Source organism: uncultured Roseobacter sp. (assembly GCF_947492555.1).
Classification (GTDB): domain Bacteria; phylum Pseudomonadota; class Alphaproteobacteria; order Rhodobacterales; family Rhodobacteraceae; genus Roseobacter.
On record NZ_CANLNE010000009.1, the window covers coordinates 24,318 to 43,220 of the forward strand.

The window sequence follows — 18,903 nt, forward strand, 5'->3', positions numbered from 1 at the left end:
TGTATTGCCGGGTTACCCACGGGTAACGTGCTCATAAACCTCAGGAAATCACTTTTCCTTTTAATATCAGATATTTAGAATACCTTTAGGCAAAGTATTCCTCCACGCGGCAACCACGTTCGCCTGTGTGATCCCCCGACGCAATCTCCGAAGAACCGGCACATTCCGCCTTGTTAGAGCCTTGTTTCAGCTTTCGCGGAAGGCGCGGGCAAAGTAATCGGCAACCGGTTTGACAAGATAGGCGAGGGGGGTTCGGTCCCCGGTTTTGATGTAGGCTTCGACCGGCATGCCCGGAATGAGCACCGTGCCATCGGCCAGCTTGTCCATCTCGCCCTCATTCAACACGATCTCGGCGCGATAGTAGCTTTGACCGGTGGCCTCGTCCTCGAAGGCATCCGCCGAAATCTGCACCACGCGACCGTAGAGTTCCGGCGTCGTGCGCTGGTCGAGCGCGGAGAGGCGCAGGGTCACGTCCTGGCCGGCAACAAGCTGGTCAATGTGGATCAGATCCACCCGCGCGGCAATCACCAGTGGGCGATCCTGCGGGACAAGGAACATCACCGGTTCCGCCGCCCGGATCACCGAGCGGGGGGTGCGCACCTGCATGCCGTAGATCACGCCGGACACGGGCGCGCGGATATTCAGCCGGTCGATCTCCTCACGCAGGGCACTGCGTTGTTCGATCAGTTCGAGCTCGCGCGCGCGCAGGTCGCGCAGGCGGGTGATGGCTTCTTCGCGGGTGCCGGTCGAAAGCTTGAGCCGTTCGATATCAATCTCTGTAATGCGGCCTTGTGCCTGTGCCTTGGAGGCGGCCAGTTCGCCCAGCTGACCATTCAGGCGCGCGGATTCCCGTTGCAGGCTGAGCACGGTGCCGGCTTGCGTCAGCTGGCGTTCGAGCAGGGACTGCTGGTTGGCCAGCTCCTCTTCGATCAGCGCCAGCTGCCTTGTCAGCGAGACTTCCTGCGCTTCGATCCCGGAAATCTGGCTGCGGATCTGACCGGACCGTTTGGAGAGCTGGTCACTCTCCTGCGCAACCGAGGCACGGCGCGCCTTGAAGAGGTTGGTCTGCCCGTCAATCAGTTCCTGAACATCCGCGTCCCCCTGTCCGACCTGCAAGACCTCTGCATCAAAATCGATATTGTCTTTCTCGTCACGTTCGGCCTCGAGTCGGCCCCGCCGCGCCATCATTTCAAAAAGCTGATCCTCGACAATCGCAAGCTGCGAGGAGAGCTGGGCGCCATCCAGTTGCAGCAAGAGATCACCCGCCTGCACGGTGTCGCCTTCATCCACGAGGATTTCGGCCACTGTGCCGCCGGTTTCATGCTGGACGATCTGGCGATTGCGGTCGACTTCGAAGCGACCCGATGAAACCACGGCACCGGAAATCTGGGTCAGCGCCGCCCAGGCGCCGAACCCACCAACAAGCACCACCAACCCGATAAATCCGAGTATCAGGGGGGTGCGGGCCGACCATTGTGCCGTGTCGCTCATGTCACGCCTCCTGCACCTGCGGGTGCCTGTTTGATCTGTTTATGATTTTTCACCATGCCGGTGAGCACCTCATCCTTGGGTCCGAAGGCCACACGCATGCCGTTGTCAAGCACCAGAAGCGTATCACATTCCTGAATGGCCGCGGGGCGGTGCGCCATGATCAGTACGGAGCTGCCGTTTTTCTTGAGCGCGCGGATCGCGGCGTTCAGGGCCTGGCTGCCGTCGTTGTCGAGGTTGGAATTGGGTTCGTCCAGCACCACCAGCACCGGGTCCTTGTAGAGCGCGCGGGCAAGGCCGATGCGTTGCATCTGACCGCCTGAAAGCCGCGATTGGCCTGCCACGATGATGGTGTCATAGCCTTTGGGCAGATCGAGGATCATCTGGTGGGCGGCGGCCTTCTTGGCGGCTTCCACGACCTTTTCGGGGTTTGGGGTCGCCTCCAGCCGGGCAATGTTTTCGGCAATGGTGCCGTCAAAAAGCTGCACGCGTTGCGGCAGGTAGCCGATATGCTGGCCCAGCACATGCGGCGCATATTGATCGAGTGTCGCCCCATCGAGTCGGATGGAGCCAGCGGTCGGGGCCCAGACGCCGGTCAGCGCGCGGGCGAGGGTGGATTTGCCCGCACCAGAGGGGCCGATGATGCCAATGGCCTGACCGGGCTTCACCTCGAAGCTCAGCGATTTGAGCGAGGCCTGACGTTCGCCGGGGGGCACCACGCTGAGCTGTTTCACGGCGAGCTTGGCCTTGGGGGCGGGCAGGGGGGTGGTTTCCCGTTCCAGCGGCACCGCGCCCAGCAGTTCGCAGAGGTTTTCCCAGCCTTTCATGGCCCGTTGCACCAGTGGCCATTGGTTCAGCGCCAGTTCCACCGGTGCGAGGGCCCGACCCAGCAGAATAGAGCCTGCGATCATCGCGCCCGCAGTCATCTCGTTGTGCAGCACCAGCCAGGCGCCGATGCCCAGCATGGCCGATTGCAGCAGCAGACGCAGTGATTTGGTCAGCGAGGAGAAGATGCCCGTTACGTCCGTTGCCTGCACTTGCCGGCCGAGCGACTGGCTGCGCGCGGTCTGCCAGCGGGCAAAGGCGGCGTCGCGCATGCCCATGGCCTGCACCATTTCGGATTCGTTGCGGATCTGGTCCGACATCAGGGTGGCAACATGGCCCGCATGTGTCGCGCTGGCCTGCGGTTCGCGGGACAGAAGCTGGTTTGCAAGCGCGATCAGGATCAGCACGACGGCGCCCCCGACGGCGAAATACCCAAGGATCGGGTGGAAGAGGAAAATCCCGGCAAAGAACACCGGTGTCCACGGCAGGTCAAAGGCGGCCATCAGCACGGGCGAGGTCATCAGCCGCTGCACGGATTCCAGATCAGACAGCCCGGTCTGTGTTTTCACGTCAGGGGCCACCACCGATTTGCGGATCACGGCGTCAAAGACACGGCGGTCCATATCCGCCTGAAACCGCGCGCCGACGCGGGCCATGATGCGCCCGCGGGTGTAGTCGAGGATGCCCATGATGCCGTACATGAAGATCACGATCATGGAGAGCGCGATCAGTGTTTCTTCGGACCCGGATCCGAGCACGCGGTCGTAGACCTGCAGCATGTAGAGCGGGCCGGTCAACATCAGCAGATTGGCGAAGAGGCTGAAGAGGGCCACGGCCCAATAGAGGTGTCGGCTGCGTCTGCGGACGCGCCGCAACTCCTTTTCACCGATTTTCGTGTAAGAACTTTTCATCGGTAGTATCCGTCCGTTTACTGCGCCACAGCGCCCTATATACCGAAGTGCCAAATCGACCAAAGGGGTGAAATCGCATGGTCTTTATGCAATTTTTCCGGTTCAGGGCAGGCCGCGGCCAATGGTATTTTTAGTATCGTCGTGCCGTTGCAGGGCACATGGTTCAAAGCCCGACGCTTACTTTGGTTCCAATGGGATATCAACGCATTCCACCACTCAGGGTAGGCAGGCAGGGGCTGGATACACCTTCTTTGCCGCCAGAAGGGGAGGGGGCCAGCGGATTCGTGCTGTTTTCCCGGTCGGTTGATCACAAGGACGCGACGGGATGAAACGGACGCCGGGCCCCTGCCGGGTTTGTGAGGAGGCTTGGTGACAATGTCACCAAGGCGCGCGCCGGGCGCGTGAGATAGAGCGGGTATCAATCGAAGGAGATATCCGATGCAAGTTACAAGAAACCTTGGGACGGCGGACCGGGCGATCCGCCTTATTGGCGGCGGCGCTCTGGTGGTTCTGGCCCTGATGGGGATCATTGGGGTCTGGGGCTGGGTTGGTCTTGTCCTCGTGGCGACGGCGTTTATGAATTTCTGCCCGATCTACCGCCTGATCGGTCTCAAGACCTGTTCCGACTGCTAGGCCCCTGCGCGGTCAAGACACGTTGAAAAAACCGCTCTAGCCTGTCACTGATGCAGCATTCCGCGATGGTGCATTATGACACGGAGCCGCAACAGAGATGACATGCCGAGACCCCGGTGCGGGGCGGCTGCGGGGTGCGCGCCATGACCGGGCGCGAAACGCCCTGGGTCGAACGGTTTCCCGGGCTGTCCCGGCTTGCGCAGGAGACCAAGGACCTGCTGCTGTCGAAAAGCAGTATCGTTGAGGTGCCGTCCGGTACGGTCATTTTCGGACCGGGCAAATCACCCGAGAACATGCTGTTCCTGCTGGAGGGTACGGTGCGTGTGCAGCAGGTCTCGGACACCGGCCGGGAAATCGTGCTTTACCGCATTCATTCAGGCGAAAGCTGTGTGCTGACCACGGCCTGTCTGCTGGCGTATGAGGATTACGCTGCGGAAGGGATCGCAGAGACAGCGGTTCGGGCCGTGGCGGTGCCGCGCAAGGTGTTTGACGACCTGGTGGGCCAGTCGAAAGCCTTTCGCGATTTTGTTTTCGCCGCGTTCTCCAAGCGGATCACCGACCTTTTCCTGATGGTGGACGAGGTGGCGTTCCAACGGATGGATGTGCGCCTTGGTCAGCGTTTACTGGCGCTGGCGGATGCCGCAGGCGCGATTGCGACCACGCATCAGAAACTATCAGTCGAGCTTGGCACCGCCCGCGAGGTGGTGTCGCGGCAGTTGCAGGAATTCCAGCGTCGCGGCTGGGTGCAGCAGTCCCGCGGCAAGGTCAGGATATGTGACAGGCGGGCATTGGAAAATCTGGTGGAACACCACTGATAGGCCGGGTCGTTGGTGACAATGTCACTGAGGCGCAGATGCCCCCCGGGGTAGAATGCTCTCAAACCCGGCACTGATGTGGTGCCGGGCCGAACACTCAGCTGAAAACGGAGCCGTACCAGATGCTGATCGAAACGGAATTCACCCCGATACAGTCGCTTGCGGGCGGCGTGCTGATCGGCATGGCCGCTGTCCTGCTGATGGGCCTGATGGGGCGCATCATGGGGGCCACCGGTGTTCTGACCGGGGTGATCGTGCCGAAAGGCTGGCCTGACTGGTCGTGGCGCGCCGCCGTGATCCTGGGCATGATCAGCGGACCGGTTGCCGTCTTTGCCCTGACCGGTCAGATGCCCGCCGTGCAGGTGCCCGTCAGCCTGACCATGCTGATCATCGGCGGCTTTCTGGTCGGGATCGGTGTCACCTATGGCGCGGGCTGCACGTCCGGGCACGGGGTCTGCGGTATGGCGCGGCTGTCGCCTCGCTCCATCGTCGCGACGGTGACTTTCATGGGGGCCACAGGGGTGACCGTCTTCGTCATACGCCACTGGATCGGAGGGTAGGAGATGAAACTGCTTGCAAGCTATGTGGTGGGTCTGATTTTCGGCATCGGGATTGCCATCTCGGGCATGGCCAATCCGGCGAAGGTCACGAATTTCTTTGATGTCGCCGGGATATGGGACCCCAGCCTTGCCTTTGTCATGGGCGGCGCGCTGGTTGTGACGTTCATCGGGTACAGGCTGGTGTTGCGGCGGTCTGGACCGGTCCTCGCCCCGGCCTTCCAGCTGCCCACGCGGCAGGATCTGGATGCCCGCCTGCCGCTTGGGTCCGCTGTCTTTGGCGTCGGTTGGGGGATTGCGGGGTTCTGTCCGGGCGGTGCCCTGCCAGCGCTTGGGACCGGCAGGATCGAGGTTTACGTTTTTGTCGCCGCGCTGATCTGCGGCATCCTGGTGGCCAAGGCGGTGCAGGGCTGGACCTCACCCAGGGCAACCCCCGCCTAGTCCACCGCGTTGACGCGCGACGCCGGAGGTGCTTCGGCACCAGTCTTTTCACCTGGATTTTCGGGGCGAGCGGCATGCTTGTTTCTTGTCGTGCATGATTGGTGCGGCGGGTTTGGCGGCACGTACTCCATCCTTGATTGCTCTCAGATGTTCTTGTAATGTTCTCATCAAGGATACATCTTTCAGAGAGGATTGCGCCAATGATCAAGGGAAGCTGTTGCTGTGGGGCGGTGAAGTTCGAGCTTTTGGCCGAGCCATCAATGATGGGCACCTGTCATTGTTCCCGGTGCCGTAAACTTGGGGCAAGTGTGATTGTTTTTATCGAAAGGGCAGATCTGAAATGGGTGCAGGGCAGGGACGAGATCGCCGTTTTCGCACCCGTGGCGCCCTATACGTACAGCAGATGTTTCTGTAAAATTTGCGGCACATCGCTGGGTGAAATCCTGTCTGAGGACGATAGTTTCCCAATTGCGGCAAACACGCTCGACGATGCGCTGGCGGTGAAAAACAAGTTTCACGAATTTGTTTCCGAAAAGCCGTCCTGGTACGAAATCTGCGATGGGGCCAAGCAATTCGACGGGCATCCGACCTCTGCCTGAAGAGCCGTCTTTCGGGTTTGAGAGCGGACCGCATGAAGCCTCGCAAATGCGTTGGTTAAATTGCGGATAAAAATCGAAATGCATTCCGGGAATTTGCCTACAGCTTCTTAACGTGCCTGCGCCAGAAAAGGGCGTAATCACGAATTCGAGAGCTTTGATATGGCGGCTAAAATCCTGTCTTCGAGAGGTAAAACAGGTTCCCTGGTGAGGAAGTTCGCTTCTCCGCTGGCAATACTGCTTGTGCTGACCTGTGCCATCGTTCTCGGGGTTCACCTGCTGATTGACAGGGCGATCGACGGGGCGATCAAAAGCCATGCGGAAATGGACGCGATGAAATGGGCCAAGGAGCTCAATTCGAACTTGCTTGAGTCGGGGGATGCACTGGCCAACGGGGCGTTGACCGAGGATCAGAAAGCCGTCATCGATGCGGCGATCAAATTTGGCAATGTCTACGCATTCATAGTCTACGACACCTCGGGCCACATGGTCTATTCGTCGGATTACGGCGCTCCTGGCCCCGGCTCGGTCCGCACGGTCAACCAAACCGCGCAGCAGGTGGTCGCATCCGGCACATCCAACGTGGAAGTGGTCCAGAGAGTAAGCCCGTCCGGCAGCCAAAGCGTTTTCGTGGATGCTCTTGTCTCTGCGAAAGGACAAGATGGCCGGGCTATCGGTGCGGTTCAGGTCTATTTGGACAAATCCGACATCGCCACTTTTTACCACGGCCTGCTGGACTGGATGGGGTTGTTGTTGCCGGTCGTATGTGCCGTCATTTACGCCATTCCTTCCGTCGCATTTGTCATGAAGCGTGAACAGGCTTTCACGCGGAACGAACGTGTGCGCCAGCTGTCGCGATATGATGCTTTGACCGGTGCGTTGAACCGGCACACCATGAGTACGGAGGCCAAGAAGCGCTTTGCCGACCGTGACGCATACGGAGAAATCGGTGTGTTTTTCCTGGACGTGGATAAGTTCAAGAGCGTCAATGACACGCATGGGCACGAGTTCGGAGACGCGTATCTCAAACACATCGCCTCACTCCTGATCAGCAATGTGCGAGAGACCGATCTGGTTGGCCGCATGGGCGGTGATGAGTTTGTTGTCTGCTTTCCGAATGCCTCTTTCGAGTTTCTGGATGAGGTCGGGCACAGGATCCTGAATGAGGCCAACCAGCCTTTTGAATACAAGGGAAAAACCATACAGGGCAGTCTCAGCATCGGTGTGCATCTTGCCGAGCTGGAAGAAAGTGGGCCGGAAGCGTTGCACGCCGCGGATCTGGCGCTTTACCACGCCAAGACAAACGGCCGGAACAGGATGCAGGTCTACTTCAGCGCGCTTGATGCCGCTTTGCTCAGGCGTTGCGCGGTCGAGGCGCGGATGCGGGAAGCGCTGGAAAGAGATGAGTTTGAAATTCATTTCCAACCGCTGTCGAAGCCGAGTGATGGATCGATCATCGGGTTTGAGGCTCTGCTGCGCCTGAACAGTGCTGATGGTACGCCGATCTGTCCTACCGAGTTCATCCCGATTGCCGAGGAAACGGGTATGATCCAGGTGTTGGGCATGCGCACGCTGCGGCAAGCCATCGAAACGGCCAAGACCTGGCCGGATGATATTTTTCTGTCGGTCAATCTTTCGCCAGCGCAGTTTCAGAAGGGTGATCTGGTCGCAGAGATAGAGGCGCTTCTGACCGAACTGGTATTCCCGGCCCGCCGTCTCGAACTCGAGGTGACCGAAAATCTGCTGATGGCCGATGAAGAGCGGGTGTCCGCGCAACTGGTCGGGCTGAAGCGCATGGGTATTTCAATCGCCATGGATGATTTCGGGACCGGGTACTCAAGCCTCGGGTACCTGTGGAAGTACGACTTCGACAAGCTGAAGATCGACCGGGTGTTTCTGGAAGGCTTTGAATTCGATAACGCGCGGTATCGCGAAATCATCGAAACCATCGTCACGCTTGGTCATAAAATGGGCATGCAGGTTACGGTGGAAGGCGTTGAAAACGAATCCCAGACCGAAATGCTGAACGAATTTGCGTGTGATCAATACCAAGGGTTCCTTATCGGCAAACCCATGCCCGCGGCGCAGGCGCTGGAAACGATAAGCACCGAGCGCGCTGCAAAACCCTCAGTGGCTTGAACGCTGCCACAAGATGCCGGAACATCATGGCTGAGAGATCGGTATGCCCTTTGTCGTGCTGAGGTCGATAAATTATCCCCACTGAAGCTGTTGATCTGAAGGGGTTCAAATGAATCGTTGACAGAGTCTGTTATCGGTAACATGTTATCGGTAACAAGCATCGAAGACACAACACGGCTGCTTCCGGGGGAAATATGACGGACTTGTTTTCACTGATCGGCAGCAGGGCGCTGATCACCGGTTCATCTCAGGGCATCGGCTTTGCGCTGGCCCGCGGGATGGCGGCGGCAGGTGCCGAGATTGTATTGAACGGTCGGGATGTTGCGAAGCTGGATCAGGCCGCCGAGATACTGCGCGGCGAAGGTGCCACGGTTCATACGCTTGTTTTTGACGCCACCGACCATGCGGCCGTACGCACCGCCATCGATGGGTTCGAGGCGGATATCGGGGCAATCCACGTGCTGGTGAACAATGCCGGTATGCAGCATCGCACAGAGCTGGAAAACTTCCCGGCGGATGCTTTTGAGAAGCTGCTGCAAACCAATATCGCAAGTGTCTTTCATGTGGGCCAGGCGGTCGCGCGCCACATGATCGGGCGGGGCAAGGGCAAGATCATCAACATCGCCTCGGTCCAGACCGCCCTGGCGCGTCCGGGCATCGCACCCTACACGGCGACAAAGGGCGCAGTGGGGAACCTGACCAAGGGGATGGCAACCGATTGGGCAAAACATGGGCTGCAGTGCAATGCGATTGCGCCGGGATATTTTGACACGCCCTTGAATGCCGCCCTGGTGGCGGACCCCGCGTTTTCCGCATGGCTTGAAAACCGCACACCTGCGGGCCGCTGGGGCAAGGTGGAAGAGCTCGTGGGCGCCTGCGTGTTCCTTTCAACGCCAGCTTCGAGTTTCGTCAACGGGCATACGCTTTATGTCGATGGCGGCATCACGGCGTCCCTCTGATGCGGTGCTATGTGCTCATGGGGGTGTCGGGGTGTGGCAAGTCCTCTATCGGGACGGCGCTGTCGGCTCTGTGTCAGATGGATTTCATCGACGGGGATGATCTGCACCCAGAGGCGAACATCCTGAAGATGTCGCGTGGCAAACCGCTGAATGATGCTGACCGGGCACCCTGGCTTGCGGAAGTGGGACGCCGGTTGGCGGATCATGAAGGGCGGGTGGTGATCGGCTGTTCCGCGCTGAAAAAGAAGTACCGCGATATGATCCGGGCGCAGGTGCCGGAGCCCGTGCATTTCCTGCATCTGGACGCGCCGCCGGAAGTGCTGGCCAGGCGCGTGTCATCCCGCGCGGGCCATTTCATGCCAACTAGCCTGCTCGACAGTCAGTTTGCCACGCTGGAACACCTCGAAGCGGGGGAGTGGGGCAGCGAGATCGACATCGCGCGCCCCTATGGGGACGTTGTCGCCCAGTCGGAAAGTTACGTGAGAGGAACCATGATATGAGCGAAAAGATTGCCCTCATCGGGGCAGGGGCCATGGGCGGTGCCATTGGCACCCGACTGCTGGAGACCGGCAACAGCCTGAACGTCTTTGACCTCGACACCGAAAAGGTCGCGGCGCTTGTGGCAAAAGGGGCGGTTGCCGCGGCCTCTGCGGCAGAGGCGTCACGGGATGTGGATTTTGTGATCACCAGTCTGAATGCCTCGCGCATCGTGGGTCTGGCGGCGTTTGGCAAGGATGGGATCGTTGAGGGTGCCCAAGAGGGTACGGTGATCATCGACATGTCATCGATTGAACCGGATGCGACGCGGAATTTTGCCAAGATGGCGGCCGAGCGTGGTCTGGCCTGGGTCGATAGCCCGCTGTCGGGCGGTGCGCCCAAGGCGTTGATCGGCGAGCTGACGCTGATGGCCGGGGGGGAGGCAAGCGATGTTGAACGGGCGTATCAGGCGTTGCAACATGTCGCCTCGAACTACACCCATATGGGACCGTCCGGGGCGGGGCAGACAACCAAGCTGATCAATCAGGTACTCTGTGGTCTTGGCTTCCTGGCGGTTGCGGAAGCCACGCAGCTGGCGCTGGACGCCGGGGTCGATGCGGAGAAGATCCCACAGGCGCTGAAGGGCGGACGCGCGGACAGCGCGCTGTTACAGGAGTACCTGCCGCGCTTTGCCACCAAGGATTACCGGCGCACGGGCCGGATCGACAATATGGTCAAGGACCTGAACGCGGTGAATGATCTGGCGCGGCAGACCGGGACGTCGATGCCGATGACGGCGCTTTGCGCCGAGATCCATCGCATGTTGACGGCGGCAGGGTGGGGCGGCGAAGACCAGGCCGCCGTGATGGAGTTTTTCAAAGGGGCAAAAGAGGAGCCAGAGGCATGATTACGCGATTTGCGTTGTTTGAAGGAGCGGTGAAACCCGGCAAGACGGAGGCATTCCGCACCGCTGTCAAAGAGCGTCTTGTTCCTCTGTGGACCCAGTTCCCGGGGAACACCGATGTGCGGGTGATGTTCAGTGATGACCGGGACGCGGGCGCGCCCGAGTTTCCGCTGATCCTTGCGATCAGCTATCCCGACGCTGCGGCAATGACGGCTGCGCTGGACAGCCCCGCGCGATTTCAGTCTAAAGACGTCACGGGTCAGATCGTAGAGGAATTCTTTGACGGGCGTATTCATCACCATGTCACCGAACGCCATGAATACCGGGCCTGACGGCCAATGAATGCGCGCATCACCATGCGGGACGTGGCGCGCAAGGTTGGCATGTCGCCGATGACGGTGTCGCGTGCGCTGCGCGATGACCGGACGGTCAATGCCGAAACGCGCGCGCTGATTCGCCAGACGGCAAATGATCTGGGCTACATCTATGACACGACCGCGCAGGCGTTTCGCACCCAGCGCAGCGGGTTTGTTGCGGTGACCCTGCCGTCGATCAACAATGCGAATTTCGCAGAGACCTTTCGCGCGTTGTCGGATGGGTTGAGCGGGTCGGGCAGTCAGCTTCTGCTGGCCAGTACGAATTATCGCGCGGGCAAGGAGGAGGAGCTGGTGCGCCAGCTTCTCACCCGCAATCCCGAGGCACTGGTTCTGACCGGCGGTTACCACACGCAGACCACGCGCGACCTGGTGCTGGCGCGGGGCTTGCCGGTGATCGAGATGTGGGATCTGCCGTCGGAGCCTCTGGGGCATGTCGTTGGCTTCTCGAATGCCGAAGCCATGGCGCATGTGGTGCGGCATCTGGCAGGCACCGGGCGGCGCAAGCTGGCTTTCGTCGGGGCCTCCAGCGGCGCGGATATGCGCGGGGCGGCACGTCGGCAGGGTGTGGTGGACACGGCCGCCGCCCTGGGCCTGCCCGAGGTGTCGATGATTGACGCGGGGCCTGCGCCGGTGTCCATGCGTCACGGCGCCCGCGCGGTCGCCGAGATCGGTGTGGATCTGCGCAAGTATGACGCGCTGGTCTGTGTGTCTGATCCGGTGGCTTTCGGCTGTCTGAGCGCCTGCCAGAGGCAGGGGATTGACGTGCCCGGCGATCTGGCGATCACCGGCTTTGGCCGGTTTGAAGTGGCGGAGGTTGCGCATCCAAGGATCACGACCGTCAACGTGCACGCCCGGAAAATCGGGGAGCAGGTGGTCGCGCTGCTGCATGATGTAGTGGACGCGGGGCAGGCGCTTGAGACACGGATCATCGACGTCGGCTCCCAGCTTGTGCCGGGCGAGACCAGCTAGCGGCCCTTTGTATTCCGCACGGTAGAGCCGGGGATCAACCGGAACCCGATGTCTCGGCAGGGTTCAACTGGTTCGTCCGACAGGCGCGCCATCATCATTTCGGCGGCGGCCTGACCCAGTTTCAGGTGTGACACGTGCATCGATGTGAGCCGCTTTGACAGGACGGAGGCCACGGGCAGGTCCCCCCAGCCGGCAATTCCGATATCTTTGGGCACCTCCAACCCCTTGGCACCGCAGTATTGCAGGCCGCCGAACGCCATGGAGTCGTTCTGGTAAAAGATGCATTCGATATTCTGGGCGGACGCAAGCAATTGCTCGGTCCCGTAGTAGCCCGGATAATATGTTGCGGTATCGTGCAGGCAGAGCTGCCGGGTGACCTCTCCACCGCCGCCTTCCACGGCCTTGCAGAAACCATCCAGCCGCGTCGTGGCCGCATTCGCCGTATCATGCGATGTGCCCACGTATCCGATCTTCTGATAGCCACATCCCACCAGATAGCGCCCCATGTCAAAGCCGCTGTCAAAGTGGTTGATGCCGACGCTCATGTCGAGCGGGCTGGAGTTCAGATCCCAGATTTCGACGATGGGAATACCGGCATTGCGCAGCATGTCGGAGGCGCGCGCCGAGTGGTACCGCCCGGTCAGGATCAGGCCCGCGGGCTGCCAGGAGAGGACCGTTTTGATCCAGTCCTCCTCCTCCTGCAACGTGTGCTGTGTGAGGCCCAGAACGGACTGATGCCCGAAGGTGCCGAGCTTGCGGTCGATGCCTTCCAGCACCTGAGAAAACACTTCGTTTCCGAGGTCGGGAATGGAGACCCCAATGAAGGTGGAGTTCTTGTCACCGGCAAAGACCGTGGCCAGGCGATTCGGCAGGTATCCAAGCTGGTCGACCTGCGCCATCACTTTGACACGTGTCTTTTCCGAATACCCCCCCTCACCGCGCAACACGCGACTCGCCGTCATTTTGGACACGCCTGCGGCCTCGGCCACCTGACTGAGGCTCACCTTGTTGTTTTTACTGCTCTTTTTATCCATTTAGACGCATTTATGTTACGGGTAACTTAACGGTTGACAGAAGCTGTATTCCTCATGGATGCTAACGAAATGTTACGGGTAACTCAACGGGGGAGTTGAGGTCCGAGCTTGGGAGGAGCCAAATGCAAAACCTGCAGTCAGGTTTGTTTTTCGATAGCATCGACAAGCATTTTGGCGGGACCTATGCGCTCAAGGATGTGTCGCTGTCCGTTGCGCGCGGCGAGATCGTGGCGCTGCTGGGCGAAAACGGCGCGGGCAAGTCGACCCTGATCAAAGTCCTCGGCGGCATCCACACGCCGGACGCGGGCCGGGTGATGATCGATGGCACTGCTTACCAGCACAAGACCGCCGGTTTCGGAGAGCGCCAGAAGGTTGCCTTCATTCACCAGGACCTGGGCCTGATCGAATGGATGACCGTGGCAGAGAACATCTCTCTTGCGCTCGGTTTTTCGCGCAAGAACGGGTTGATCAAATGGGACGATGTGGAGCGTTTCGCGGTTGAGGCGCTCAAGAAGGTGGATTGCGATTTCGATCCGACCACGCGGGTCGAGGACCTGACCCGGACGGAAAAATCACTGGTGGCGATTGCCCGGGCGCTGGCGGTGGACAGCGAATTTCTGGTGCTGGATGAGCCCACGGCGTCTTTGCCAGCGGATGAGGTTGAGCGGCTTTTCCGCGCCCTGCGTCCGTTGCGGGACCGTGGGGTCGGCATGATCTACGTCAGCCACCGTCTCGACGAGATTTTCCAGATTGCCGACCGTGTGGCCGTGCTGCGCGACGGGGCCATGGTGGGTCTGCGCAGCATCGCGCATACGACCCCGGAGGAGCTGGTGCAGAAGATCGTCGGGCGCAAGACGCGGGAGACGGTCAAGGGCGCGGAGGCGCCGGGCGCGCCGATCCTGACGTTGAAAGACTTCCGGGTCGCCGGTGTTGGTCCGCTGGATTTCGAGTTGCGCCGCAATGAGGTTGTCGGATTCGTGGGCTTGCGCGGGGCAGGGCACGAGGCGATTTCCCGCGCGCTCTTTGGCCTTGAGGATTTTTCGGGTCAGGTCACGTTGAACGGCGAGACCCCGGATGTCTCCAGCCCGCAAAAGGCGTTGCACTCCGGTGTCGGGCTGGTGGCAAAGGACCGGACCGAGGAATCGGTGGCGATGAGCCTGACGATCCGCGAGAATACTTTCCTGAACCCCGAGGGGATCGGGCGCAAACTGCTGAACCTGCTGTCGCCTAAGACCGAGGCGGATCAGGCGGCGATCATCGGCGCGGAGCTGGGCCTGTCGCCCAATGATCCGACGCTGGCGATCGAGGCGCTCTCGGGCGGTAACCAGCAAAAGGTGGTGATCGGCCGGTGGCTGGCCACGAAACGCAAATTGCTGATGTGTGAAGACCCGACAGCAGGCGTCGATGTCGGCGCTAAATCGGAGATCTACGCGCTTTTGAACCGCGCACTGGCCGATGGTGTTGGCATCCTCGTTGTCTCCACCGACTTCGAGGAGATCGCGACCGTCTGCCACCGTGCCATTGTCTTCAGCCAGGGTGCCATCGTCGAAGAGTTGAGCGGCACCCGGCTGACCACTGAAAACCTGATTCAATCCGCCTCCGCCGGAAACATCTCGAAAACAGAGGACGCAGTCGATGCAATCGCTTGAATCCAGCGCACTGGAACCCACCAAGGCGGACCTGAAAGGCCTGTCCACTGGTAAACGTATCATGCGGTTTCTGCCGGTCTATGGGCTCGTGATCCTGACGGTGTTCCTGATCGGGCTGTTTTCCGTTCTGCTGCCGAACACCTTCCCGACGATGCTGAACCTGCGGGCGATCATTTCGGACAAGGCCATCATCGCCTTGCTGTCGCTTGGCGCGATGATCCCGATGGCCGCCGGGCGGATCGACCTGACGGTTGGTTACGGGATTGTCCTGTGGCACATTCTGGCGATCAGCCTGCAGACAATGCTTGGGCTGCCCTGGCCCATCGCAGTTGCGGTGGTGCTGGTGCTGGGGGCAACGGCGGGGTTTCTGAACGGTCTGCTGGTGGAAGTCGCCAAGATCGACAGCTTCATCGCGACGCTCGGCACGGGCACCGTTCTTTATGCGCTGGCGCTGTGGCACACCGGTGGGCGTCAGATGGTGGGGCTGCTGCCGGATGGCTTTTACGCGCTCAACACCACCTTTGTCTTCGGGCTGCCAATCACCGCCTATTACCTCGTGGTAATCACCGTGGTGATGTGGGTGGTGCTCGAATACACACCCGTCGGCCGGTACCTTTATGCCATCGGGGCAAATCAGAAAGCCGCGCAGCTAAACGGCATTCCAACCCGCAAATACGTGATCGGCGCCTTTGTCGCCTCTGGCACAATGACGGCGCTGGCCGGTGTCCTGCTGGCCTCGAAACTGCGGATCGGTCAGGCCTCTGTCGGGCTGGAATTCCTGCTGCCCGCGCTGGTCGGGGCCTTCCTGGGCTCCACCACGATCAAGCCGGGGCGGGTGAACGTCTGGGGGACCATTGTCGGCGTGGTGATCCTCGCCGTTGGCATCTCGGGCATCCAGCAGTTTGGCGGATCGTTCTGGGTCGAGCCGCTCTTTAACGGCGTGACCCTGCTCGTTGCCATCGGCATCGCGGGATACGCGCAACGTCGCAAAGGCGCTGAAAAGCGCTGAAAAGCGCTGAATTGAAATCATGCATTGGGAGGAAAACATGCAAAAGAGAACATTCATCAAGGCCGCATTGGCCACGACCATCCTGACAGCGCTGAGCGCGCCAGCCTTTGCCGCAGGCGCCTGGGACGGCCCCACAACCGGTCCGGCGGCGGCAGAGGGTAAATCCATCGTCGTGGTGGCGGGTGACCTGAAGAACGGCGGTATCCTTGGCGTGACCGAAGGCGTGGAAGAGGCTGCCGCCAAGATCGGGTGGGAAGTCCGCGTGCTGGACGGCGCAGGTTCCATTCAGGGCCGCACCGGTGCGATTGGTCAGGCGCTGGCCCTGCAGCCCGACGGGATCATCATCAATGGCTTTGACGCGGTGGAACAACAGGCCGCACTCGAAGGTGTGGTCACGGCCAATATCCCGATGGTGGCCTGGCACTCCGGCCCCGTGATCGGCTGCGATGCCCCCGGCGGCATTTTCGCGAATGTGTCCACGGACGCGATGACCGTCTCGGAAGTGGCCGCGAAATGGGCGATTGACGACGGTGGCGAAGACATTGGCGTGGTGATCTTCACCGACAGCACCTATCAGATCGCCATCGACAAGGCGGATCGCCTGAAAGAGACCGTTGAGGCGGCAGGCGGCACCGTGCTGGAGTATGTGGACACGCCGATTGCCGACACATCGACCCGCATGGGACCGCTGACCACAAGCCTGCTGCAGAAGTACGGCGACAGCTGGACGCACGCCCTGGCGATCAACGACCTTTACTTTGATTTCATGGGGCCGTCGCTGGCGGCTGCCGGGTTCGCGCCCGACAAAGGCCCGCAGGCGGGTTCTGCCGGAGACGGGTCCGAGGCGGCGTTCCAGCGCATCCGTTCCAACGGTTATCAGGCGATTACCGTGGCGGAGCCGCTGAACCTTCAGGGCTGGCAGCTGGTCGATGAGCTGAACCGTGCGGTGCAGGGCGAGGCCTGCTCGGGCTATGTCACCTCTCCGGCGCTGGTGACGCAGGAAGGTCTCGCGAAACTGGGTGACAGCAACCAGTTCGACCCCGACATCCCCTACCGCGATGCCTATTCCAAGATCTGGAACAAGTAAGATCTCCCAGGCGCGGCCCTCGTTCTGACACGGAGCGGGGGCCGGCCAAGTTCAACACAAAATGCGACCGGCGCCCCTTTGCGGCGCCATCCAACCCAGACCGGAGACGCAACAATGACTGATAAACCTCTCATAGACATGCGAGGGATCACCAAACGCTTTGGCGGTGTGACCGCGCTCTCAGGTGTCAACCTGACGGCCTACCCCGGAGAGGTGCTCGCAATTGTCGGCGACAACGGGGCGGGTAAATCCACGCTGATCAAGGTCCTGACGGGCGTCTATCAGCCCACCGAAGGGGAGATTTTCCTCGACGGGAAAAAGATTGAATTCGCCAGTCACGCCGAAGCCATCGAGGTGGGCATCGATGCTGTTTATCAGACGCTTGCGCTGGCCGATCATCTCGATCCGGCAGCCAATATGTTTCTGGGCAATGAGCTGACCAAGAACGTCCTCGGCCTCAATATGCTCGACAACAAAAAGATGCGCTCCGAGACCGAACGCGTGTTGATGGATCGGCTGGGCGTGAAGCTCAAGTCGCTTGATGCCCCGACCGAGAGCCTATCCGGCGGACAGCGGCAGGCCGTGGCCATCGCCCGCGCCGTTTACAGCGAAGGGTTGCGGGTGCTGGTGATGGATGAACCCACCGCCGCCCTTGGTCCGCAGGAAACGGCACGCACGCTCAAGCTTATTCAGACACTGAAGGCGCAGGGGCTGGCCGTCATTCTGATCAGCCATTCGCTGGATGATGTCTTCGAGGTCTCCGACCGCATTCATGTGCAGCGGCGCGGCCAATGTGCGGGCGTTGTCGAGACCGCACAGAGCAATACTCAGGAGGTCCTCGGCCTCATCGTCGGCGCGGAGGAAGCAGCATGACAACCGCAGCAAAACCACTGACTGAACGGCTTGAACCCTATATCGCGATCATCGGCCCGATGGTCATGATCCTGGCGATCCTGCTGTTCATGGGCGCGGTCGAACCGGCCCGGTATTTCCGCGCAACAAACATCAATCTGATCCTGCTGGATGCAGCGCTTTATATGCCCATGGCGATGGCCATGACCTTCGTGATCACCCAGCGGGGCATCGACCTTTCCATCGGTTCCATCGCCGCCCTGTCGGGCATCATGATGGCCTTTTTGATCAAGCAATACGGGTTTTCCGTCTATGTCGCGGTGCCCATTGCGATCATGCTGGGCGCGCTGATGGGGCTGATCAACGGGCTGATCATCACGCGGCTGAACGTGCCTGACCTGATCGGGACGCTGGCAATGGACCTTGTCTATCGCGGCTTTGCGCTGGTTCTGGCCAAGGGTCTTGTGCTGGCGCGGTTCCCGGATTTCCTGACGGATATCGGACGCGGTCAGATCCCCGGCTTTGTGCCCATCCCGGTGCTGATCGGTACGGCCACGATGATCGGTGGCTACATCCTGCTGACGCGCAGCTATTTTGGTCGCTACACCATCGCCATCGGCTCCAACCCCGAAGCGGCGGAGCTGACCGGGATTGCGGTCAAACGGCACAAGGTCTTTGCCTACGTGCTCTGCGGGGCGGCGGCGGCCCTTGCGGGCGTGATGCTGACCGGCAAGCTGAACGCCATCCAGGCGACCTCTGCCCCCTACTTTAACCTGCACGTCATTGCGGCGGTGGTCGTGGGCGGCACGTCCCTCTTTGGGGGCCGTGCGTCGATGCTGGGGTCATTTGCCGGTGTCCTGTTGCTGAGCATGATGATCAACGCGCTGGTGACCCTGCGCATTGAATTCTTCTGGCAGTCCGTCGCCTCCGGTGTGGTGATCGTCAGTTCGGTCGCCCTCTACACCTGGATGCAAAAGAAAGACCGGGACGGGGCGGGCGGCTTGTTTGCTGGTCTGATGACCCCGGAAGGACAGAAAATGCTGCGGTTCAGCGCAGCCCTGATCGGTGTCCTGATCGCGCTTCTTGCGGTTGGTGCATTGTTTGCCACGACACCCGGTGCAAGCGGGTAAGCGGCGTAAGACGCGAAAGGACGGGCCGGGGTTTTGCGCCCCGGCCAAACC

The 18,903-nt window shown here is 60.7% G+C and carries 19 protein-coding genes; 16 read left to right on the plus strand and 3 right to left on the minus strand.

The genetic code is table 11. The annotated features are described in order from the left end of the window. Nucleotides 1-186: 186 nt before the first annotated feature. Nucleotides 187-1,491: an HlyD family type I secretion periplasmic adaptor subunit gene (locus Q1A07_RS21695; protein WP_299784587.1), complete on the minus strand. Its 1,305-nt coding sequence runs from the start codon at nucleotides 1,489-1,491 to the stop codon at nucleotides 187-189. Beyond that, nucleotides 1,488-3,224 (minus strand): type I secretion system permease/ATPase, encoded by a 1,737-nt coding sequence (locus Q1A07_RS21700; RefSeq protein WP_299784589.1) that lies wholly within the window; start codon nucleotides 3,222-3,224, stop codon nucleotides 1,488-1,490. Before Q1A07_RS21700 ends, Q1A07_RS21695 begins: the two co-directional genes overlap by 4 nt. A gap of 438 nt (nucleotides 3,225-3,662) precedes the next feature. On the opposite strand from Q1A07_RS21700, the gene Q1A07_RS21705 reads away from it, so the two are divergent. From Q1A07_RS21705 to Q1A07_RS21755, 11 genes are all read left to right on the plus strand, one after another. Then, the gene (locus tag Q1A07_RS21705; RefSeq protein ID WP_299784591.1) at nucleotides 3,663-3,857 is read left to right on the plus strand and encodes a DUF2892 domain-containing protein; all 195 of its coding nucleotides are present in this window, start codon (nucleotides 3,663-3,665) and stop codon (nucleotides 3,855-3,857) included. Nucleotides 3,858-4,000: 143 nt separating this feature from the next. Next, nucleotides 4,001-4,672, plus strand: coding sequence for a Crp/Fnr family transcriptional regulator (locus tag Q1A07_RS21710; RefSeq protein ID WP_299784593.1), 672 nt, complete (start codon nucleotides 4,001-4,003; stop codon nucleotides 4,670-4,672). Between the two features lie 122 nt (nucleotides 4,673-4,794). Then, on the plus strand, nucleotides 4,795-5,232 hold the full coding sequence (locus tag Q1A07_RS21715) for a YeeE/YedE thiosulfate transporter family protein (RefSeq protein ID WP_299784594.1): 438 nt from the start codon (nucleotides 4,795-4,797) through the stop codon (nucleotides 5,230-5,232). A 3-nt stretch (nucleotides 5,233-5,235) separates the two neighbouring features. Then, on the plus strand, nucleotides 5,236-5,670 hold the full coding sequence (locus Q1A07_RS21720; protein WP_299784596.1) for a DUF6691 family protein: 435 nt from the start codon (nucleotides 5,236-5,238) through the stop codon (nucleotides 5,668-5,670). A gap of 263 nt (nucleotides 5,671-5,933) precedes the next feature. Then, nucleotides 5,934-6,269, plus strand: a complete 336-nt coding sequence (locus Q1A07_RS21725) for a GFA family protein (RefSeq protein WP_299784644.1) — start codon at nucleotides 5,934-5,936, stop codon at nucleotides 6,267-6,269. Nucleotides 6,270-6,473: 204 nt separating this feature from the next. Continuing rightward, nucleotides 6,474-8,405: a bifunctional diguanylate cyclase/phosphodiesterase gene (locus Q1A07_RS21730; RefSeq protein ID WP_299784598.1), complete on the plus strand. Its 1,932-nt coding sequence runs from the start codon at nucleotides 6,474-6,476 to the stop codon at nucleotides 8,403-8,405. Between the two features lie 194 nt (nucleotides 8,406-8,599). Further along, complete coding sequence (locus tag Q1A07_RS21735) at nucleotides 8,600-9,364, plus strand: SDR family oxidoreductase (RefSeq protein WP_299784600.1); 765 nt, start codon at nucleotides 8,600-8,602, stop codon at nucleotides 9,362-9,364. Further along, nucleotides 9,364-9,864 (plus strand): gluconokinase, encoded by a 501-nt coding sequence (locus Q1A07_RS21740; RefSeq protein WP_299784602.1) that lies wholly within the window; start codon nucleotides 9,364-9,366, stop codon nucleotides 9,862-9,864. Before Q1A07_RS21735 ends, Q1A07_RS21740 begins: the two co-directional genes overlap by 1 nt. Beyond that, the gene (locus Q1A07_RS21745) at nucleotides 9,861-10,748 is read left to right on the plus strand and encodes an NAD(P)-dependent oxidoreductase (protein WP_299784604.1); all 888 of its coding nucleotides are present in this window, start codon (nucleotides 9,861-9,863) and stop codon (nucleotides 10,746-10,748) included. Before Q1A07_RS21740 ends, Q1A07_RS21745 begins: the two co-directional genes overlap by 4 nt. Continuing rightward, nucleotides 10,745-11,077: an antibiotic biosynthesis monooxygenase gene (locus Q1A07_RS21750; protein ID WP_299784606.1), complete on the plus strand. Its 333-nt coding sequence runs from the start codon at nucleotides 10,745-10,747 to the stop codon at nucleotides 11,075-11,077. The genes Q1A07_RS21745 and Q1A07_RS21750 overlap by 4 nt, the downstream gene beginning before the upstream one ends. Nucleotides 11,078-11,083: 6 nt before the next feature. Continuing rightward, complete coding sequence (locus Q1A07_RS21755; protein ID WP_299784608.1) at nucleotides 11,084-12,091, plus strand: LacI family DNA-binding transcriptional regulator; 1,008 nt, start codon at nucleotides 11,084-11,086, stop codon at nucleotides 12,089-12,091. On the opposite strand, the gene Q1A07_RS21760 is transcribed toward Q1A07_RS21755, so the two are convergent. Continuing rightward, the gene (locus Q1A07_RS21760) at nucleotides 12,088-13,095 is read right to left on the minus strand and encodes a LacI family DNA-binding transcriptional regulator (protein ID WP_299784610.1); all 1,008 of its coding nucleotides are present in this window, start codon (nucleotides 13,093-13,095) and stop codon (nucleotides 12,088-12,090) included. The two genes, Q1A07_RS21755 and Q1A07_RS21760, sit on opposite strands and share 4 nt — an antisense overlap. 152 nt (nucleotides 13,096-13,247) lie before the next feature. Between Q1A07_RS21760 and Q1A07_RS21765 the strand changes: the two genes are divergently transcribed. The 5 genes from Q1A07_RS21765 (at nucleotide 13,248) to Q1A07_RS21785 (ending at nucleotide 18,852) form a co-directional block, all read left to right on the plus strand. Next, entirely contained in the window at nucleotides 13,248-14,774 is a 1,527-nt protein-coding gene (locus Q1A07_RS21765; protein ID WP_299784611.1) for a sugar ABC transporter ATP-binding protein, read from the plus strand. Beyond that, nucleotides 14,761-15,783 carry an ABC transporter permease gene (locus tag Q1A07_RS21770; RefSeq protein WP_299784613.1) on the plus strand — a complete coding sequence of 341 codons (1,023 nt, stop codon included), beginning with the start codon at nucleotides 14,761-14,763 and terminating at the stop codon, nucleotides 15,781-15,783. The genes Q1A07_RS21765 and Q1A07_RS21770 overlap by 14 nt, the downstream gene beginning before the upstream one ends. A gap of 37 nt (nucleotides 15,784-15,820) precedes the next feature. Continuing rightward, complete coding sequence (locus tag Q1A07_RS21775; protein ID WP_299784616.1) at nucleotides 15,821-16,870, plus strand: substrate-binding domain-containing protein; 1,050 nt, start codon at nucleotides 15,821-15,823, stop codon at nucleotides 16,868-16,870. A 114-nt stretch (nucleotides 16,871-16,984) separates the two neighbouring features. After that, nucleotides 16,985-17,743, plus strand: coding sequence for an ATP-binding cassette domain-containing protein (locus Q1A07_RS21780; protein ID WP_299784618.1), 759 nt, complete (start codon nucleotides 16,985-16,987; stop codon nucleotides 17,741-17,743). After that, nucleotides 17,740-18,852 carry an ABC transporter permease gene (locus Q1A07_RS21785; RefSeq protein ID WP_299784620.1) on the plus strand — a complete coding sequence of 371 codons (1,113 nt, stop codon included), beginning with the start codon at nucleotides 17,740-17,742 and terminating at the stop codon, nucleotides 18,850-18,852. Before Q1A07_RS21780 ends, Q1A07_RS21785 begins: the two co-directional genes overlap by 4 nt. Nucleotides 18,853-18,903 lie beyond the last annotated feature (51 nt).

Bases quoted from the DNA above. Each gene is read 5' to 3' on its own strand.
- Q1A07_RS21695 (WP_299784587.1), bottom strand. From the start codon at position 1,491: ATGAGCGACACGGCACAATGGTCGGCCCGCACCCCCCTGATACTCGGA.
- Q1A07_RS21700 (WP_299784589.1), bottom strand. From the start codon at position 3,224: ATGAAAAGTTCTTACACGAAAATCGGTGAAAAGGAGTTGCGGCGCGTC.
- Q1A07_RS21705 (WP_299784591.1), top strand. From the start codon at position 3,663: ATGCAAGTTACAAGAAACCTTGGGACGGCGGACCGGGCGATCCGCCTT.
- Q1A07_RS21710 (WP_299784593.1), top strand. From the start codon at position 4,001: ATGACCGGGCGCGAAACGCCCTGGGTCGAACGGTTTCCCGGGCTGTCC.
- Q1A07_RS21715 (WP_299784594.1), top strand. From the start codon at position 4,795: ATGCTGATCGAAACGGAATTCACCCCGATACAGTCGCTTGCGGGCGGC.
- Q1A07_RS21720 (WP_299784596.1), top strand. From the start codon at position 5,236: ATGAAACTGCTTGCAAGCTATGTGGTGGGTCTGATTTTCGGCATCGGG.
- Q1A07_RS21725 (WP_299784644.1), top strand. From the start codon at position 5,934: ATGGGCACCTGTCATTGTTCCCGGTGCCGTAAACTTGGGGCAAGTGTG.
- Q1A07_RS21735 (WP_299784600.1), top strand. From the start codon at position 8,600: ATGACGGACTTGTTTTCACTGATCGGCAGCAGGGCGCTGATCACCGGT.
- Q1A07_RS21740 (WP_299784602.1), top strand. From the start codon at position 9,364: ATGCGGTGCTATGTGCTCATGGGGGTGTCGGGGTGTGGCAAGTCCTCT.
- Q1A07_RS21745 (WP_299784604.1), top strand. From the start codon at position 9,861: ATGAGCGAAAAGATTGCCCTCATCGGGGCAGGGGCCATGGGCGGTGCC.
- Q1A07_RS21750 (WP_299784606.1), top strand. From the start codon at position 10,745: ATGATTACGCGATTTGCGTTGTTTGAAGGAGCGGTGAAACCCGGCAAG.
- Q1A07_RS21755 (WP_299784608.1), top strand. From the start codon at position 11,084: ATGAATGCGCGCATCACCATGCGGGACGTGGCGCGCAAGGTTGGCATG.
- Q1A07_RS21765 (WP_299784611.1), top strand. From the start codon at position 13,248: ATGCAAAACCTGCAGTCAGGTTTGTTTTTCGATAGCATCGACAAGCAT.
- Q1A07_RS21770 (WP_299784613.1), top strand. From the start codon at position 14,761: ATGCAATCGCTTGAATCCAGCGCACTGGAACCCACCAAGGCGGACCTG.
- Q1A07_RS21775 (WP_299784616.1), top strand. From the start codon at position 15,821: ATGCAAAAGAGAACATTCATCAAGGCCGCATTGGCCACGACCATCCTG.
- Q1A07_RS21780 (WP_299784618.1), top strand. From the start codon at position 16,985: ATGACTGATAAACCTCTCATAGACATGCGAGGGATCACCAAACGCTTT.
- Q1A07_RS21785 (WP_299784620.1), top strand. From the start codon at position 17,740: ATGACAACCGCAGCAAAACCACTGACTGAACGGCTTGAACCCTATATC.